Origin of the sequence: Thermobifida fusca NBRC 14071 = JCM 3263 (genome assembly GCF_001592045.1) — a bacterium.
Taxonomy (GTDB): Bacteria; Actinomycetota; Actinomycetes; order Streptosporangiales; family Streptosporangiaceae; genus Thermobifida; species Thermobifida fusca.
Window position 1 is genome coordinate 25716 of sequence record NZ_BCWB01000001.1, and the last position, 16921, is coordinate 42636.

11 protein-coding genes are annotated in these 16921 nt (G+C 67.7%); 3 read left to right on the forward strand and 8 right to left on the reverse strand.

The genetic code is table 11. The features are described from left to right. Position 1: 1 nt before the first annotated feature. Both TF1_RS00115 and TF1_RS00120 read left to right on the forward strand, forming a co-directional pair. The gene (locus tag TF1_RS00115; RefSeq protein WP_011291962.1) at positions 2-517 is read left to right on the forward strand and encodes a hypothetical protein; all 516 of its coding nucleotides are present in this window, start codon (positions 2-4) and stop codon (positions 515-517) included. A gap of 204 nt (positions 518-721) precedes the next feature. Further along, positions 722-6175, forward strand: a complete 5454-nt coding sequence (locus TF1_RS00120) for an ATP-binding protein (RefSeq protein WP_061783493.1) — start codon at positions 722-724, stop codon at positions 6173-6175. A 139-nt stretch (positions 6176-6314) separates the two neighbouring features. On the opposite strand, the gene TF1_RS00125 is transcribed toward TF1_RS00120, so the two are convergent. The 4 genes from TF1_RS00125 to TF1_RS00140 form a co-directional block, all read right to left on the reverse strand. Then, a complete protein-coding gene (locus tag TF1_RS00125; RefSeq protein ID WP_016188689.1) occupies positions 6315-9842 on the reverse strand; it encodes a TM0106 family RecB-like putative nuclease in 3528 nt (1175 codons plus the stop codon). Positions 9843-9983: 141 nt separating this feature from the next. After that, entirely contained in the window at positions 9984-10445 is a 462-nt protein-coding gene (locus TF1_RS00130) for an Hsp20/alpha crystallin family protein (RefSeq protein WP_011291959.1), read from the reverse strand. Between the two features lie 156 nt (positions 10446-10601). After that, the gene (locus TF1_RS16410; RefSeq protein WP_255266118.1) at positions 10602-11171 is read right to left on the reverse strand and encodes a septal ring lytic transglycosylase RlpA family protein; all 570 of its coding nucleotides are present in this window, start codon (positions 11169-11171) and stop codon (positions 10602-10604) included. 106 nt (positions 11172-11277) lie between these two features. Then, on the reverse strand, positions 11278-12234 hold the full coding sequence (locus tag TF1_RS00140) for a ribonuclease Z (protein WP_011291957.1): 957 nt from the start codon (positions 12232-12234) through the stop codon (positions 11278-11280). A gap of 649 nt (positions 12235-12883) precedes the next feature. Here TF1_RS00140 and TF1_RS00145 point away from each other — a divergent pair. Beyond that, positions 12884-13219: a hypothetical protein gene (locus TF1_RS00145; RefSeq protein ID WP_011291955.1), complete on the forward strand. Its 336-nt coding sequence runs from the start codon at positions 12884-12886 to the stop codon at positions 13217-13219. Between the two features lie 11 nt (positions 13220-13230). Here the strand turns inward: TF1_RS00145 and TF1_RS00150 are convergent, their stop codons facing one another. The 4 genes from TF1_RS00150 to TF1_RS00165 form a co-directional block, all read right to left on the reverse strand. Further along, positions 13231-13974: a DsbA family protein gene (locus tag TF1_RS00150; protein WP_016188687.1), complete on the reverse strand. Its 744-nt coding sequence runs from the start codon at positions 13972-13974 to the stop codon at positions 13231-13233. A gap of 285 nt (positions 13975-14259) precedes the next feature. Then, entirely contained in the window at positions 14260-15117 is an 858-nt protein-coding gene (locus tag TF1_RS00155) for a cytochrome c biogenesis CcdA family protein (RefSeq protein WP_011291953.1), read from the reverse strand. Between the two features lie 98 nt (positions 15118-15215). Continuing rightward, on the reverse strand, positions 15216-15584 hold the full coding sequence (locus TF1_RS00160; protein WP_218016121.1) for an ArsC/Spx/MgsR family protein: 369 nt from the start codon (positions 15582-15584) through the stop codon (positions 15216-15218). Between the two features lie 98 nt (positions 15585-15682). Then, complete coding sequence (locus TF1_RS00165; RefSeq protein WP_011291951.1) at positions 15683-16864, reverse strand: thiolase family protein; 1182 nt, start codon at positions 16862-16864, stop codon at positions 15683-15685. Positions 16865-16921 lie beyond the last annotated feature (57 nt).

The following is a 16921-nucleotide window of genomic DNA, read 5'->3' on the forward strand; positions in this document are numbered from 1 at the left end:
CATGGTCGTGCAACAGTGTCTGCGGCCCGCCGTCGTACTGGCTGCCAGCAGTCTCGTCTTCACCGCCGGATGCGGCACGTCCTCCCCGGAACCTGCCCCACCGTCCGAGCCTTCCCCCAGCTCCACAGCATCAGTGAACCCCCTGGAAAACCCCGTACTGGAAGGGGACGCCGCAGAAGGGGCCCGCTCAGCCGCCGACACCTACCTGGAAGCCGTGCGCACCGGAGACGGCCAAGTCGGCTGCTTTGTGCTCACCGAAGACGCCCGCGCCGCCCTCATCGAATCCGCCACCGCGGAACTCGCCGCCTCCGACGACAGCCCCGTGGACTGCGCCACCGCGTTCCACACCATCCTCGCCAACCCCGCCACCACCGCCCACGTGGACACCGTGGAGCTCTCCGCGGACGGCACCACCGCGACCGTGCACGTGACCTCCACCGGCACCCCGGACACCACCACGCTCACCCTCGTCAACACGGGTGGGGCGTGGCTCGTCGACGACCCCTCCCCACTGTGATCTTCATCGACCACCCGCACCCCGCCGCAGGCTCCCCCCCCCGGGCCGCGGCGGGGTTTTTGGTTGTTTCCCACAAACTGCGGGGGCGCAGCCTCAGCTAGGCGCACCATGGCATTGCCGTCCGGTATACGGGAGGGTGGAACACTGCCGGGGCCGTGGTGCCGCGGCAGGTACACCGTTGATCGACCAGAAGGGCCCGGTGGGGTGTTCAACCGTATCGCCATCGTCAACCGTGGTGAAGCCGCTATGCGGCTTATCCATGCCGTACGGGACATCGCCGCAGAGACCGGGACGCGGATCGAAACGGTCGCCCTGTACACCGATGTTGACCGCACCGCCGCCTTCGTCCGTGAAGCCGACATCGCCTACGACCTCGGTCCCGCGTCCGCACGTCCCTACCTCAACTTGGAAGTGCTGCAGCGTGCGCTCGTCGACACCGGCGCTGATGCCGCCTGGGTCGGCTGGGGGTTTGTCGCGGAAGACCCCGCTTTCGCGGAACTGTGCGAACAGCTCGGAGTCACCTTTATCGGCCCCAGCCCGCACGCGATGCGGCAGCTCGGCGACAAGATCGGCGCGAAACTCCTCGCCGAACAAGTCGGAGTGCCCGTGGCCCCGTGGAGCCGCGGCCCCGTCACCACCCTCGATGAGGCCATCGCTGCGGCCCGCACCATCGGCTATCCGCTGATGCTGAAAGCCGCCGCCGGCGGGGGCGGGCGCGGCATCCGCATCATCACCACCGAAGCCGAGCTTGTCGACACCTATGAGCGGGCCCGCCAGGAAGCAGCCCGCGCCTTCGGCAGCGACACCGTGTTCTTGGAAAGCCTGGTCACCGGCGCCCGCCACGTGGAAGTGCAGGTGATCGCCGACGGCCAAGGCACCGCCTGGGCACTGGGGGTGCGCGACTGCTCTGTGCAGCGCCGCAACCAGAAAATCATCGAAGAATCCGCGTCCCCCGTGCTCAGCCCTGTGCAGGCCGCCGACCTGAAAGCCGCCGCGGAACGCCTCGCTCTTGCTGTCGGCTACCGGGGTGCCGCCACCGTCGAATTCCTCTACCGGCCCGACGACAAACTCTTCGCGTTCCTGGAAGTCAACACCCGCCTGCAGGTCGAACACCCCATCACCGAAGCCACCACCGGATTCGACCTGGTCAAAGCCCAACTGTGGGTGGCCAGCGGCGGCAAACTCGAAGGGGAACCCCCCATCGAGCAGGGGCATGCCATCGAAGCACGGCTGAACGCGGAAGACCCCGACCGGGACTTCGCGCCCTCCCCCGGCCGGATCGTGCACCTGGAACTCCCCACCGGGCCAGGCATCCGTGTGGACACCGGGTTCACGGAAGGGGACGTCATCCCCTCCGACTTCGACTCGATGATCGCGAAGATCATCGCGCACGGCCGTGACCGCGAGGAAGCGTTGAGCCGCCTGCGCCGCGCCCTCGCCCACACCACCGTCCTCATCGAAGGCGGCACCACCAACAAAAGCTTCGTCCTCGACCTGCTCAACCAGCCGGAGGTGGTCAATGCCACCGCAGACACCGGCTGGATCGACCGGGTCCGCAGCGAAGGCCGCCTGGTCAGCCACACGCATTCCGCGATCGCCCTGATCGCCGCCGCGATCGAAGCCTACGAAGAAGAGGAACGCGTCGAACAGCAGCGGCTGTTGACCACCGCGTTCGGCGGCCGCCCCCAAGTCCAGCACGACAGCGGCCAACCACTCGACCTCAAACTCCGCGGCACCACCTACCGGCTGCGAGTGGCCCGCGTCGGCGCCCACCGGTTCCGCGCCGCCATTGACACCGGTGGCGTGGTGCGCACCGCTGATGTGGAACTGGACCGGTTCGGCCCGCACAGTGGACGTATCACCGTCAACGGCACCCGCTACCGGCTCCTGACCGGCACCCACGGGCCCACGTTCCTCGTCGAAGTCAACGGGGTCACCCACCGGGTCAGCCGGGACGAAGGCGGCGTGCTGCGCTCCCCCACACCCGCCCTGGTGGTCGCCACCCCGGTCGCCGTGGACGCGGAGGTGGAGGCCGGCGACCCCGTGCTGGTCGTGGAAAGCATGAAAATGGAAACGGTGCTGCGCGCACCGTTCAAAGCCCGCGTCAAAGAATGCCTGGTCACCGTGGGCACCCAGGTGGAGTCCGGCGCACCCTTGATGCGGCTGGAACCGCTCAGCGACACCACCACAGCCGACCAGGATGCCGCCCCGCCCGTGAACGTGGACCTGCCGGAAGCCCTCGAACCGGTCCCCGCGCACGTGCGAGCCCAACGCAGCATCACCGACCTGCGTAACCGGCTTTTGGGTTTCGACCCGGACCTGTGCGACGACCAGCACACCCTCAACAACTATCTGACGGCCCGCGCTGAGGCGCTCGCTGAAGGCCATTCGCTGCTCGCCGACGAACTGCGTCTCCTCACCGTGTTCGCGGACCTGGCGGAACTCAGCCGCAACCGGCCTGCCAGCGACGACAGCCACAGCCACGTGCCCAGCGCCCGCGAACACTTCCACACCTACCTGCAAAGCCTGGACGTGGAACGCGCCGGCCTGCCCGACACGTTCCAAACCAAACTCGCGACCGCTCTCGCCCATTACGGAGTCACGGATCTGGAACGCTCTCCCGAGCTGGAAGCCGCCGTGTTCCGGATCTTCCTCGCCCAGCAGCGCGCCTCCCACGACGCGGCGATCATCACCGCGCTGCTGCGCACCTGGCTGCAGGAACCACCCCCGCCCGCCGCGTTGCACGAACCCGTCGGCTTGGCGTTGGAACGGCTGGTGGCAGCCACCCAGGTTCGCTTCCCCGCCATCGCCGACCTGGCCCGCGGCGTCGTGTTCGCCTGGTTCGCCCAGCCGCTGCTGCGCCGCAACCGCGCCCGCGTCTACGCCAACGTCCGTCAACACCTGCGGTATTTGGACGCCCACCCCAACGCCCCAGACCGGGCCGAACGGATCGCGGACATGGTGCGCAGCACCGAACCGTTGGTGCGGCTGCTCGGCCAACGACTCGTCCGCGACGACCGCGACAACACGGTCATGCTGGAAGTGCTGGCTCGCCGCTACTACGGCAACCGGGCGCTGCGTGACGTCCACACCCACCGGACCCCCGGGTGCGCGTTCGTGGTGGCCCAGCGCACCGACTCGTGTGTGATCTCAGCCGCGGCCCGGTTTGACACGGTCGACGACGCGCTGCGGGAACTCGCCCGCCTCGCCGACGGGCACGCCACCGTCGACGTCGACATCTACCTGGCCTGGCAGGAACAGCCGGACACGTTCGACGCGATGGCGGAGGAACTCAGCGCCCGCATCAACGCGCACGTGCTGCCCCCGCAGGTGCGGCGGGTGACCACCACCGTGGCGGGCCGGGACGGCGCGGTCATGCACCACCACTTCACATTCCGCCCCACCGACTCCGGGTTCGCTGAGGAGCGGCTGATCCGCGGCCTGCACCCGCAGATCGCGCACCGGCTGCAACTGGAACGGTTGAGCAAATTCCACCTGACCCGGCTGCCGTCCGCAGACGAAGAGGTGTACCTGTTTGAGTGCGTGGCCCGCGACAACCCCGCCGATCGGCGGCTGGTCGCGTTCGCGCAAATCCGGGACCTGACCGCGCTGCGTGACCACGACGGACGCCTGGTCGCGCTCCCCACCGCCGAGGACGTGGTGGCGACCTGCCTGGATTCGATCCGCCGCGCCCGCTCCCGCCAGGCCGCACCCCAACGGTTCCCCACCAACCGGATCACCCTGTATGTGTGGCCGCCCAGCGACCTGACCCGCGCTGAACTGGAAACGCTCGTGGAACGGGTCCTGCCCACCACAGCGGGCGCCGGACTGGAAGAAATCCTGTTCCTGGCCCGGCAACGCCACCCGCACACTGGAGCGCTCACCCCGATCGCGGTCCGCATCACCTTTGACGCGGCGGGCGGCACCACGCTGACCGTGGGTGAACCCCCCACCGAGCCGATCGAACCGATCGACGACTACCGGCAGAAAGTGCTGCGTGCCAGCAGCCGCAACACCGTCTACCCTTACGAGCTGACCGACCTGCTCGGCGAATTCCAGGAATACGACCTGGACGACACCCACACCCTGGTGCCCGTGGACCGGCCGAAAGGCCGCAACACGGCGGGCATGGTGGTCGGCGTGGTCACCACCCCCACCGCGCTGCACCCGCAAGGGGTGACCCGCGTCGTGCTGCTGGGGGATCCCACCAAGTCGCTGGGCGCGTTGGCGGAACCCGAATGCCGCCGCGTGATCGCTGCCCTCGACCTGGCGGAACGCATGCAGGTGCCCGTGGAGTGGTATGCCCTGTCCTCGGGGGCGCGCATCTCCATGGAATCCGGCACCGAAAACATGGACTGGGTGGCTGCGGCCCTCAAACGGATCGTGGAATTCACCCAAGCCGGCGGGGAAATCAACATCGTGGTTGCGGGCATCAACGTCGGCGCCCAACCGTATTGGAACGCCGAAGCGACGATGCTCATGCACACCAAAGGCATCCTGGTGATGACCCCGGACTCGGCGATGGTCCTCACCGGCAAACAGTCGCTGGACTTCTCCGGCGGCGTGTCCGCGGAAGACAACTTCGGGATCGGCGGATACGACCGGGTGATGGGCCCCAACGGGCAAGCCCAATACTGGGCGCCGAACCTGCTGGCGGCCCGCGACATCCTCATGGAACACTACGCCCACACCTACATCGCGCCCGGGGAGACAACACCGCGCCGCGCCCCCACCAGCGACCCCGTGGACCGGGACATCCGCACCTTCCCGCACCAGGTGGACGGCAGCGACTTCGCCACGGTGGGCGACATCTTCTCCGCGGAAACCAACCCGGACCGTAAGAAACCGTTCGACATTCGCACGGTCATGCGCGCGGTCTGCGACCAAGACCACCCGGTGCTGGAACGCTGGGCGGGCATGGCGGACGCGGAAACCGCTGTGGTCTACGACGCGCGTCTCGGCGGCATCCCGGTCTGCTTGATCGGGATTGAATCCCGTTCGATTCCGCGGCGCGGCTTCCCCCCCACCGACGGTCCCGACACCTACACTGCGGGCACCCTGTTTCCGCAGTCGTCGAAGAAGGTGGCCCGCGCCATCAACGCGGCCAGCGGCAACCGTCCTCTCGTGGTGTTGGCGAACCTGTCCGGGTTCGACGGCTCTCCCGAGTCGATGCGGAAACTCCAACTGGAGTATGGGGCGGAGATCGGCCGCGCCATCGTGAACTTCCGCGGCCCCATCGTGTTCTGCGTGATCTCCCGCTACCACGGTGGCGCGTTCGTGGTGTTCTCCAAGGCCCTCAACCCGAACATGACCGTGCTGGCCGTGGAAGGCTCGTTCGCGTCCGTGCTCGGCGGCGCCCCGGCGGCCGCGGTGGTGTTCTCCCGCGAAGTGGACGCCCGCACCGCAGCCGACCCGCGGGTCCGCGACTTGGAAGCCCAAGTGGCGGCAGCGTCCGGCACCCTGCGGGCCACGCTCACCGCCGAGTTGGAGGAGCTGCGCGCCACGGTCCGCACCGAAAAACTCGGGGAAGTGGCCGCAGAGTTCGACCGCATCCACGACATTCAACGCGCGGTGCGAGTCGGTTCGGTCGACGAGGTGATTCCCGCCGCCGAGTTGCGGCCCCGCATCATCGCAGCGATCGAAGCCCGACTCTCCTAGCCGCACACCCTCGTAGGGGGGTGGACACGGCACCTGTCCACCCCCCACCTTTCTCTGCCAGGGGCCTGGTCGCAGGCGGCAACAAACCCCTGCGTCAACGACGAACCGTCCCGGCAGATCCACGGTTCCCCGCCCAGCCCTACCCTGGGGCCGGGTCAGGCCAGTCGCGGGCCTGGGCCCACACGTGCGCAAACCCCGCCAAGGCCCGCAGCTCAGCCATCGTGCGAGCCGCAGACTCCACCAGCGACGGCGCACACACCACCACAGCCACCGCTTGGGCCCGCGACAACGCCACCGTCAACCGGTTGCGGGACAGCACAAACTCCATGCCCCGAGGTGCTTCCCGCGCACTCGACACCGTCATCGAACACACCACCACGGGCGCTTCCTGGCCCTGAAACCGGTCCACCGTGCCCACACGCACCGCTTCCAGCCCGGCTTCCGCCAACGCTGCCCGCAACGCACGCACCTGCACATTAAACGGGGCCACCACCATAATGTCGCTGCCCTGCAACGGCCGCGGCGGCCGCCCCGGCTCACACCACTCCCGCCCCACCAACTGCGCGACCACCTCAACCACAGCCCGCACCTCCTCAGGGCTGTGCGTGCTGCGCCCCTGGTGCGCCACCACCTTGCGGTACACGCCCGCCTCCACCCCGGCTAGGCCACGCAACGCCGCATCAGGGTGGGCACTGAGCCGCCCCTGGTAGGCCAAGTGGGACACCACCGTGCACACCCCCGGATGCATGCGACGGGTGTGCGCCAGAAAATAGCCGTAGGCGGGGTCGATAATGTCGGCGTCCCCCACCACGTGTTCCAACGCGGACCGGTCCGCGCCCGCCGCGTGTACCCCCTGCACCACGTGCGGCAACTGTTGAGGATCCCCCAACAGCACCAGCGAACGAGCCGCAGCCGACACCGCGACCGCATCCGCAAGCGCAAACTGCCCGGCCTCGTCGATGAGCAGCACATCCACCCCCAGGCCACGCATCTGCGGGTGCGTAAAGTTCCACGCGGTTCCCCCCACCAGGTATCCACCCTCCTGGCGGTGGCACCACTGCACCAAGTCCCGCACCTGCCTGGGCTGCTCCCACGGCACACGTCTATCAGGAGACACTCCTGATGGGCGTTTCGCACACGGCACCCCCACCCCGGCCTCCGCTGCGGCACGCACCGCCGCGCGCAGCACGTTCTCGATCGCCTGATGGCTGGTCGCACACACCCCCACCCGGAGGCCACGACCCACCAAGTGGGTGATCAGCCGCGCAGCAAGATAGGTTTTCCCCGCTCCCGGCGGGCCCTGCACCGCCAGATAGGAGTCGTCCAACGCGTCCACCGCGGCAAGAACCGCAGCAACCGTGTCCCCACCGAAGTCGCCCGGATCCGGCAGCGCACCCCCGCCGCGCAGCCGCGGCGGAACCCGGCGCAGCAGATCCACCCCCGCCATCTGAGGCGGACGGGGAAGAGCCGCGGCGACACGTTCCGCTACCTCCCACAACGCTTCGTCTTTCGGTGTAGACCGCACCGGGGCCCCCGGCAGCACCGCCAGCGGCTGCCGGTCATGCTCCGCACCCACGTCTGCTTTCTCCACCACCACCAGCCGGTCGGCCGCAGCCTCCACCACCGTTGCCGGCACCGCCTCCGCCCCCTGGCCGGCCACCCCCGGGTACAACAGTCGCACCTGGTCACCCACCCCAAAAGGATGCAGCCGGCGGGGATCCGCGCCCACCTCCACGTGCCGCGCCGCTTTACGCTGCCGCCCCTGCGGGGGCACCCACGCATGAGCGCGCACCCACAACGGCACCACACAGTCCGCATCCGCTTCCAACTCTTCGACCGGGGCGGACAGGCGGCGGAAAAAATCCCACCACAACGGGGCTTCTTCCCGCCGGTAATAGCCGAGCAGCGCACTCAGCACATCCCAGGCGTCCTGGTCCTCACCCCGCCCTTCCCCTGCCGCGGGCCCCGCCAACGCTTCAGTCAAAGACCGGATCCGCTCCTCCACTGCGGCCCGCCGGGCCGCAGCCTGCTCCTGCTGGCCGGGGTCCACCCCCACCGTTTCGGGGGGTGCAGGTCGAGCCACGATCCCATGGTCGACCCGGAGTTTTTCCAACCAGTCACGCAGCCGCGCCACCGACACGCACTCGCGGCGCACCTGGGCAGCAAGCGCCTCCTGCACAGCCTGCGCCTGCCGGGAATCCCCCGCCCGGCAGGCGCGACGGTAGGCGGCATACCCGTCGGGCTGCGACTCGCCCCCACCCCACCGTTGAGCATCGTCACCCAAGTAGAGGGGTTCAAGCGCCGACAACGCATAGGAGCGTTGGGACACCCGCACGCTTTTCTTCACCACATCAGACAAGTCCACACACCGGCGCTGCCGCAGCAGGTCATCCACTTCGGCTTCCCGCACCCCCAGCGAAGCAGCGAACGCGGCAAGCCGGCTCGCCCCCTGCGGGGTGTAACAGTACAGGTGAGCCTCCCCGTCAGCGCGCAACTGGCCGCTCACAAAATCCACGAACGCAGCGAACGCGACCCGCTCTTCGGCACGGTCGTGCGCCCACCACACACAGTGCCGCTCCTCACTGGGAAGGTACGCGCCCCACAGGAACGCCAACTCCCCGTCGTCGCCCACCGGGGTGGTGGCCACGGTGAACACCACATCCCCAGCCGAGGGGGCAGGCAGCAGCACCAGCCCGTCCTCGGCATACACGGTGGCGAACACGCGCCCCGTCGGGTTGTCTGCGGTGCGGGTGGCGTCCTGGCGGACTTGCAGCGCCGCCTGTTCCCGCAACCGGGTATAGGTGCGGCGCGCCAACAGCGGCGGCCGCTGCTCCTCCCCAGCGCGGGCAAGCGCGTCAATCGTGGTGATTCCCACGGCTTGAAGTTTCACGATCTGATCACCACGGATGCCCGCCACCAAGCTCACATGCCGGTCCCGGGCCCGCCCTTGGGCACACCACGTCGCAAACCCGCACGTTTCACAGGCCGGGCACGGCTCCCCCCACACCGGGGAAGGCAGTTCGGGGGGTGCGGCGAGCCGCCGTATCAGCCGGTCCTGCGCCACCCCCACCAGGGGAACGTAGTCGCTGACCCGCAGCGCATGATGCCCATTCTCTGAGCGCACATGCAGAAACTCGGGAGCCTGCGGGAGGGTGTCAGCCAGCATGGTGGCGCACGCCGCAAGCTCCACAATGGTTCGCGGGGTGGCGTGCCCCACCGCCTGCCACGGCTCATACCCGGCAGGCACACCCTCCCGGCAGGCCCCGGTTTCCGGGTCCACCGTGGTCGCGATGAGGAAGTCGACCTGCCCGAACAACAGCACCCCCGGCTGGATCGGCGCGACCACCACACCGTGGTGGATGACCGGAACCCGGTCCCGGATCGCTTCCCGGGTCGCCTGAGCAGCGACGTGCACCTCGTCGAGGACAGGGCGCGGCGGTGCGACGGTGGCCACCGCATCACCGCCGAAGAGCGCGCGAAGCCGCCGTAGCTCCGCCTCCACCAGCTCTTCGCGGGCCTCCCCGGCGAGCGGGTCAACAATCTGAGGGGTGGGAGCGCCCTCCTGATGCGCGGCCCGCGCCTGGTGCAGCACGCTGCGGTGCGGGCACTCCACCACATCCACAAGGTCGGCAGGGGAAACCACCCACACTGGTCCGGCACGGAACACTGGCCCCTCCCCGCAAGCAAAGTCCTGCTCGCGGGCATTCTGCCACGCCCCGCCCGGTCGGCTCGGCCCCGCAGCCGAAGACGAACAGGGCTGTCGCCGTCCCCACGACAGGAGGAACGCGACAGCCCTGGCGAGAACAGGTCAGCTTTCGATGGCGACGTGGCGGGGCCGCTCATGCGCACTCTTCGGAGCGGTCACCGTCAGCACACCGTTGTCGAGTTTGGCGCGCACCCCTTCAGCGTCGATCTCCCCGGGCAGCACCGTGCGGTATTCGAACTCCCCGTAGCGGCGCATCCGCCGGTGGGCGCGCACCCCTTCTTTTTCTTGCTCCTCCACCTTCCCGGAGATGATCAGCTCGTTCCCGCTGACCTGAATGTTGATGTCGTCCTTGGACATCCCCGGGACTTCAGCTTCCACAATGTAGGACTTGTCGTCTTCCAACAGGTCCGCAAACGGTGTCCACGTGGTGGGAGAGATGATCGGCTCACCGAACGCGGACTCCAACAGCCGCCCCATCCGGTCGTAGAGTTCCTCAAACTCGGGGAACGCGCCCCACTGGGTGGGAATCAGCCGTTCCCGACGGCGGGTCACGGGAAGCGCCATCGCGATCACCTTCCTGTTCGGTGCCGAAAGAATCCTTGAGCTGCGGGCAGCCCACTGCGGGCCCGCGGTGGACGCGTCTACCACGTACCGCACCCGTTACACGCCCCACATCCCGGCCTTTACCAGTGATCTTGGTGGTGATGGCGGTACAGGAATTCAGCCCACGACCCGCCACGACACGCGGACCACCCCCTGGTCGAGGGAAGCGATCGCGGAAAACGCTGCAGTGCTCAAATCCAGACACCGCCCCGCCACATAAGGGCCCCGGTCGTTGATCCGCACGGTCACGCTCCGCCCGGTAGCCGTGTTGGTGACTTCCACCATGGTGTGAAACGGCAAAGTGGGGTGTGCCGCGGTCAACTGTGTGGGATCGAAGATCTCCCCGGACGCGGTCGGCTGCGGATCCCCATACATTGAGGCCAAACACTGTCCAGATTGCCCCGCATCGGGGTGTTCGGGAAGGCGGGATGCCGCCACCTCCACCGTGCGACTCCGCACCCCTTCAGCCACCGCCCGCTGCTGCCTGGCGCGGGCCGCCTCCCCACCCGCCTCCACCCCGGCCGCGGGGGCATGCCGCGGCAGCGGGCTTACCACCCCCACATCCGCCGACCCCCCACCCTCGTCTCCGTGAACCGCCACAACCACCCCAACACCCACAGCCGCCACAACCCCGGCCGCCGCAGCCACCCCCACGGCAGGCTTCAACCCCACGAATCGACCTGTCACGCATTGCCCCTTGCGTTCCACCAACCACTGGTCTGCCGGCCCCGCACCCGACCCACCCCCGCTGTCCAGGGCCGCACCCGTGTCTACCCGCCATGATCCACCCTGGTCAAGCACCCGCCACGGTTCCGCCACCCTCCGACCGGCGAGACGGCACCGCCACCCGCATCACATCCTGGGCCAGCACAATCTCCCCAGAAAAACAGGCGGCCGCCTCAGCAATAAACCGGTCCTCCTCTTCACGGCCGTAGCGTTCAGAGAAATGAGTGAGCACCAGACGCCGCACCCCGGCCTGCGCAGCGATCATCCCCGCCTGACCAGCAGTCAAATGCCGGTAGCGGGCAGCCAGCTCCGCTTCAGCGTTCAGAAACGTCGCCTCGATCACCAGCAGATCAGCCCGCTCCGCCAACCGAACCGCGGTGTCGCACACCCCCGTGTCCATGACAAACGCGAACACCTGCCCGGGCCGCACCACACTGTAGTCAGCAAGCTCCACCCGGTTCCCCGCAGCGTCAATGAGGAACCCTTCAGCTTTCAGCCTGCCGACCGCTGGCCCGCGGATCCCCCGCGCCGCGAGCCGGTCAGCGAGCATGTGCACCCGATCCGGTTCAGCAATCCGGTACCCGTAAGTGGGGATCGAATGGTCCAACGGCAGCGCGGTCACCGTGAACTCGTCCTCACCGGAGACGACCACCTCGTCACCGGCCAGCGGCTGCGCTTCAATGACCTCAGTGTCCACAAACGAGGTGGCATAACGCAGCCGCTCCCAATACTCTTGGCCCGCCGCAGGGTAGGCCACCCGCACCGGGTGGGTGACCCCGTCCCGAGCAATCCGCTGGATGACCCCCGGCAAGCCCAGGCTGTGGTCACCGTGGAAGTGCGTCACACACACGCGGGTGATGTCATGCGCCGAGATTCCCGCATACCGCATCTGCCGCTGGGTGCCTTCCCCCGGGTCGAACAGGATGCCGTGCCCATCCCACCGCAGAAAGTACCCGTTGTGGGCGCGCCGCTTGGTGGGGACCGCGCTGGACGTCCCCAAAACAATGAGCTCCCGCGTCGACATGCCGCCGATTCTGCCAAGCCCTACCGCTCAAGCCGGACCCGAATTTCGGTCCCCACCCTCCCACCCCGCCCCGCCCACACCCCCACGGAAAGGGTTTCGGACACCACCCCTCCACGTTTCCCCAGGTCACAGCGGTGTACGTGCGAGGTTTGACGGTCCGACAGGATTTTCGGACACCGCGGCACCGGTGTCCATAACCCTGCTCCCCGACACCCTTCAACCCGGACAAGAGCTTTGCGAGCCACACAGGACACCCGGAGTACCGCACACAGAATCAGCAGCGGAACGCCCCACCCACTAGCCCCACCCCGGCGCCGTTGAAGAACCCCACACCGCCCAGTAGGCTGCCGACGGCCCAAAAAAGGGGAGAAACAGACCCGCCACCACCCCACCTCACCCTTCGGTGGCCCGGAAAGACCAACCGCCCCGGCCCTCCCCGCCCCTCGGCGCCCTCACCGCACGACCCGGCATGACACCACAACAACACCCCGCCACGCCACGACCAACCCGACCCCCACCTCACCCGCCCGTGGCACACTCCTGGACTAATGCCAGACAAACCACACGCCCCGCTACGGATGCACCCGCAATGTCCGGGAAGTATCCCACTAGGACCACAATTGCAAGCACACTTCGGTAAGGATTCGACATGCGGTACCGCTACTCCGAAGCTGAACGCGCCGCGTTCGACATCGTGCGCGCGATCCGCGTCGGAGACGCCGACGCCGACATGGCTGAGGCCCTAGGCGCCGACCGGCTCGCCGCCCGAGCGCCCTCCGACGAAGTCATCCGACTCCGCTACGACCGTGCCGCCGACCACGGACACGAAGGACTCCTCATGCTCACCACCGCGCTCGCACGACTCGCGCTGGCCAGCCTCACCGCCCTGGCCCAAGCCCAACACCGCAACCTCGACGACCTGCTCGACGACTACGAAACCCACCTCAACACCGGCCGTTCCTTCGGCAACAACGAGGAACGGTGAAGCCACCCCGACTAGCCCCGCTTCCCCAGCGCCTCATCGAGACGCTCCGCAAACCTCTCCACCGGCTGCGCCCCGAAAAACGCCTCCCCGTCGATGAGGAACGCTGGAGTACCCGGCACTCCCAAACCGAGCGCAAAAGCAAAATCCTCCTCGACCGCCTCCCGCAACACCGGATCCGCCAAATCAACAGCGAACTGGTCCGTATCCAACCCGATCGTGGCAGCCACCTCCACCAGGCTCTCCCGGGACGCCCCCGCAGCACGCCACACCTCCGAGGACTCATACAAAGCCTCGTGGTAGTCCCAATAACGGCCTTGGCGTCCAGCCGCGCGGGCCGCAACCGCCGCCCGCACCGACTCCTCCCCCAAATACGGATAGTCCCGCCAAACCAGACGCACCTGCCCGGTCTCCACGTAACGCTCCACCAGCACCGGCTGCTGCTCTAACGCAAACCTCGCACAGTACGGACACTGGTAATCGCTGAACACCACCATGGTCACCGGAGCATCGCTGCGCCCCAAAACCAGCTCCGGATCCACCTGCGGAGGCACCGGCCCCGCCACCACCGGCGGAGACGCACTCCCCGCCACCGCCCCATCTCCCGGCCGGGAATCCGACTCTGCTCCCCTCCCACCCCAGCCAACCCACACCCCAGCAGCGACCGCAACCAGCAGCAGCACAACCGCCACCACCACGTAACCGCGCCCCCACCCGCGGCCCGACTCGCCACGCACCTCACCCACGACCTGGCTCACCCTCCACTCCACGCATCGCCTCGACCAGCCGCAGCAGCATGACGGGCGCACCACCACGACAGGCCGCCAACGCCTCCGCCACAAGGCTGGCCGCATGCACCGCCCAACCCTGAAAGGGACCGTACAACCACAGACAGCCGACCTGCCCCCAGTCGACCACCCCCGCGATGGAAGCGGAACCACACCCTCTCCGCCATCTCACCCACCCATCCACCCGCCCCACGACGCCCCCACCGCCCCCGGACACCGCTCCCACCCGCCCTCGACCGCACCCTGCAGCACACATCAGCGGCGCAGCCTCCGACTTCCCCCCGACTCCTTCTCCTTCCCACGGACCCAAGCCCGCAGCAGAAGGACACCGCTGACCAACACCGCGATCACGGCAACCCCCGCGTCCACACGGGAATCCCACTCCAGCAACGGCCCCTGGGCCCGATAGGCAACCTCCTCCCACCACGCCATGCCAGCAAGCCCAGAAAGCGACGCGGTCCCGTCATAGACCACAAACAGCACCCCGATAGCGATGAACAACACCCCGGACACCACACTGCTGCTGTGCAACTGCAGCGGCCCCACCGTAAAAGCACGACCTCGAAGCCACGACTTGCGCGCCACACCGCACCGCTCCCACACCACAGCCAACACAAAAAGCGGCGCTGCCATACCCAGGGCATAACAGGCCAACACCATGGCCCCCTGCACAACCGTCCCAGTCGCCGCAACAGTCAGGACCGCCCCCAGCACCGGCCCAGAACAAAACCCCGCCAACCCGTAGACCGCACCGAGCCCGAAAACCGACACGACATCCGTCCGCCCCGCCACCCGGCTCTGCCACCGGCCAAAAAACGGCAACGACCACCCGCCACCAACGACGTGGACGACCCCGAACGCGATGATGACAGCACCCGCAACCGTGATGAGCAGATCCCGGTGCCCGTAAAAAAGCGTGCTCACCAACGCCGACCCCGACCCCAAAGGCACCAGCGTGGCACACAGCCCACAAAAGAAAACCCCGGTCCGCGCGAGGAGACGAACCGGAGAACGGAAAGCGTACGCGAAGAACGAGGGCAGCAGCAGCGCACTACACGGACTGAAAAGCGCCAGCGCTCCACCCGCAAACGCAGCCACATATCCGATACCCAACCCCGGTCACTCCTCAGCTACGGCGACCCCATCCCCCACAGCGGAGACCAACACCCCAAAGGCTGCGACCCACAATCCACACCCACCAGCTTCTCGGACTACTCCTCTAACATCTGGCGGACCGCCTCCTCACTACGCCCCACCACAGCCCGCTCCTCCGCCGTAATAATGGGACGCTGAATCAACACCGGGTGAGCCACCAACGCCGAAATCCACCGCCCCCGCTCTTCCACCGTCCGCGGCCACTCAGCCATCCCCAACTCTCGAGCCTGCCGCTCACCCAACCGAGTGATATCCCACGGCTCCAACCCGAGCTTGCCCAACACCTCCTCCACCTCCGCCGCCGTAGGCAGATCCTCCAAATACCGGCGCACCGTGTAGCGCACCCCTTCGGCATCCAGCAGCGACAACGCGGAACGGCACTTCGAACAAGCCGGATTAACCCAAATCTCCATGCCCACCATCATGCCCACCCCCACCACCCCAGCAGGACCCGCACACCCAGACAAAAACGCGGGCCTGCAGCCAAACCCCACCGCAGACCCGCGCATCCACGAACGAACACTCACACCCGACGCAACAAAGCGGCCAAAGCCTGTCCGCCACCAATGCACATCGTGACGACACCAAGCTCAAGATCACGCCGCACCAAATCCCGGGCCACCCGCAACGTAAGAATCGCCCCGGTCGCCCCCACCGGATGACCCAACGCAATCGCCCCACCATAGGGGTTGGTCTTCTCCGGATCCAGACCAGCGTCCCGGATCACCGCAACCGCCTGCGCCGCAAACGCCTCATTCAACTCCACCACATCAACCACAGCCGGGCTCGTCCCCGTCTGCTCAAACAGCTTGCGCAACGCAAGCACCGGCGCATACCCCATCAGCTGCGGATCCATCGCCGCGGTCGCCACCGACTCCACCACAGCCAGACCCTTCAGGCCCCGCTCACGCACCACCGACTCACGAGCCAGGACCAACGCGGCCGCACCATCATTGATCCCCGACGCGTTCCCCGCCGTCACCGTACCGTCCTTCTCAAAAACCGGACGGAGCCGCGCCAACCCCTCCAACGTGGTGTCCGGCCGAGGATGCTCATCCACCTCAACCACCACCGGCTTACGGCCCCCCACCTCCACCGGGGTGATCTCCTCAGCGAACGCGGCACGCGCCGCATCAGCAGCCGCGCGACGCTGCGACTCCAACGCAAACTCATCCTGCTCAGCACGGCTCACCCCGTACTTTCGGGCCACCGCCTCAGCCGTGCACCCCATGTGCACGTTGGAGAACGGGTCCGTCAGCATCGCCACCGTGCCGTCCACCAGCGTGCGGTCCCCCAGCCGATAACCGGAACGCGCCCCGAAATCGTAGAACGGCATCCGGCTCATGTTCTCGTCACCGCCGGCCAGGACAATGTCGGCCGCACCCCAGCGGATCTGCATCGCCCCAGACCACACCGCCTGCAGACCGCTACCGCACAACCGGTTGACGGTATAGGCGGGGACACTCTCCGGAAGCCCAGCGGCGATAGCGACCCGCCGCGCGTTGTAAGCGTCCGGGCCAACCTGGCCAATGCAGCCCATGACCACCTCGTCGATGTCGGACGCCGCGATCCCGGACCGCTGGAGCGCTGCCCGGGCCGCCACCGCACCGAGTTCGTGGGCGGGCACATCCTTGAACGCGCCGCCAAAACTGCCGACTGGCGTCCGCGCACCGTCAACCACAATGATCCGTTCGGGGGAGCTCATAGTGCAGGTCTCCTCATCCCACCAAAAATGCTTCTAATGATGAACATATTAGGTGAA

Bases quoted from the DNA above. Each gene is read 5' to 3' on its own strand.
- TF1_RS00145 (WP_011291955.1), top strand. From the start codon at position 12,884: ATGCGGTACCGCTACTCCGAAGCTGAACGCGCCGCGTTCGACATCGTG.
- TF1_RS00160 (WP_218016121.1), bottom strand. From the start codon at position 15,584: ATGATGGTGGGCATGGAGATTTGGGTTAATCCGGCTTGTTCGAAGTGC.
- TF1_RS00130 (WP_011291959.1), bottom strand. From the start codon at position 10,445: ATGGCGCTTCCCGTGACCCGCCGTCGGGAACGGCTGATTCCCACCCAG.
- TF1_RS00165 (WP_011291951.1), bottom strand. From the start codon at position 16,864: ATGAGCTCCCCCGAACGGATCATTGTGGTTGACGGTGCGCGGACGCCA.
- TF1_RS00115 (WP_011291962.1), top strand. From the start codon at position 2: ATGGTCGTGCAACAGTGTCTGCGGCCCGCCGTCGTACTGGCTGCCAGC.
- TF1_RS00140 (WP_011291957.1), bottom strand. From the start codon at position 12,234: ATGTCGACGCGGGAGCTCATTGTTTTGGGGACGTCCAGCGCGGTCCCC.